We start from the raw sequence: 1897 nt of genomic DNA, 5'->3' as shown, positions 1-1897 counted from the left end.
TGTCTCAGTCTCTATACATTAATAGCAACTTTTTGCTCATATAAATGAATAGCCTGATCTAGCATAGCAAGACCTTCATCAATCTGCTCTTTCGTTACGGATAAAGGTGGAACCATACGAATCACTTCGCTTGCATTGCCACAGAAATAGAAGAGAACGCCTTGTTCAAGAGCTAAGTCTAGAATTTCAAATAGTGCATCCCCATTGGGTTCACCTGTTTCAGGATGTACAATCTCAATTCCGATCATAAGTCCCACTCCACGGATGTCTCCAATTAGCGAATGCTTTTCTTTTAACAGCTCCAATTGTTTGAGCGCATAAGCACCCATTTCTTTTGCATTTTCGAGAAGATTTTCTTCTTGAAGCACTTCAAGTGTAGCAAGCGCAGCCGAACAGCCAATTGGATTACCGCCAAACGTAGTGCTATGCGTGCCAAGAGGCCATTTTTTCATAAGCTCTTGTGAAGCCACAGTAGCACTTAACGGAATGCCTGAAGCGATGCCTTTTGCAATAGCCATAATATCTGGCACGACGTCAAATGTCTGTGCAGCAAACCATTCTCCAGTACGTCCAAAACCTGTTTGCACCTCATCAAAAATGAGTAAAATGCCATGACGGTCACAGATTTCACGAAGCTTTTTCATCCAGCTTTTTGGTGGAATGATATATCCACCTTCACCAAGAACAGGCTCTAAAATAACAGCTGCTACTTCTTCTGGCGTTACTTGATGTTTGAACAGGGTATTAAAGTCTTTTTCAAGCTTGTCTTCAAAATAAGCGTCCACATCAACATTCTCTGGACATTCTTTTGGGTTTGCATATGGAATTTGATAGGTTAAACCAGAAGGCTGCTGAAACTGACGGTATTTACTTTTTGAAGTTGTGACGCTTAGCGCTCCCATTGAACGTCCATGAAAACAGCCTAAGAATGACACGACGTAAGGTCGTTTTGTTACGTGACGAGCAAGCTTTAAGGCTCCTTCAATTGCTTCCGTACCGCTGTTTCCAAAGAAGAAACAGTCCAGGTTACCAGGCGTAACTTTTCCTAGTTCGTCAGCTAATCTTAAGATAGACTCGTACATAATAACGCCAGAAGGCCCATGAAGTAGCTGATCAGCTCCGTCTTTAATAGCTTGCACAACTTTTGGATGACGATGTCCAACATTCGTTGTTGCAATTCCAGATGTAAAGTCTAGGTATTGTTTGCCGTCTAATCCATAGTAGTAGCACCCTTCTTCTTTTATAACGGGTAGATTTGGATGATCTTTTGCCATAGTAGGTGCTAAAAGTTCAGGCATTCTGTTAAATAGATGATTCCAATCGTTTGACATAGTAATCCTCCTGTTTTCTAACAAATTATTAAAAATATTCTAAAAACATTTGATGTCTTTATGATAAATGATGTGCATGCCGATGTAAATGAGTGTTTTAGGAATGATGACTCCATCATAGACTACGACTCTACAGGGTTTGTATATAAAATAGATTATTTTTATTTTTATGCTTTTTTTCTTTTCAAAACTTCCGATAAAGCTTTGATAGAATAATATTTCTGTTTTATTCTACTATGTATTTTTATAAAAATCAATTGCATATATATAAATTCCTATGGTGACTAGTAGTTCTTATTTAGTTATTAAGAATGGGCTCTCCGCTTAGTGTAATTTAGAAACCACTCTTTACACATAGCTACATTTGTCGCACGAAGCATTCTAAAACACTAGCATTTTATTAATTATATGCGAGTAAAAGACAAATTGGCTGATTTAAGCTTGGTACACTACCAGACTTAAACCAGCCAATCTGTTTCATCATTTAAAACCTAACCTCTTATTCATAATACCATAAAAAGTAAATTGAACTTTTATAAACCAAGTACAAGTTCGTTACATTGCGC

At 37.7% G+C, this 1897-nt stretch carries 1 protein-coding gene; it reads right to left on the bottom strand.

Annotation, left to right across the window (positions count from 1 at the left end; all coding sequences use genetic code 11):
• Window positions 1–11: 11 nt before the first annotated feature.
• A complete protein-coding gene (locus BFL01S_RS19470; protein ID WP_025910408.1) occupies window positions 12–1331 on the bottom strand; it encodes an aspartate aminotransferase family protein in 1320 nt (439 codons plus the stop codon).
• Window positions 1332–1897: the final 566 nt, after the last annotated feature.

This window comes from Priestia flexa NBRC 15715 (genome assembly GCF_001591565.1).
GTDB lineage: Bacteria > Bacillota > Bacilli > Bacillales > Bacillaceae_H > Priestia > Priestia flexa.
The sequence above is the reverse complement of the archived record's forward strand: the minus strand, read 5'-3'. Positions and strand labels throughout refer to the sequence as shown.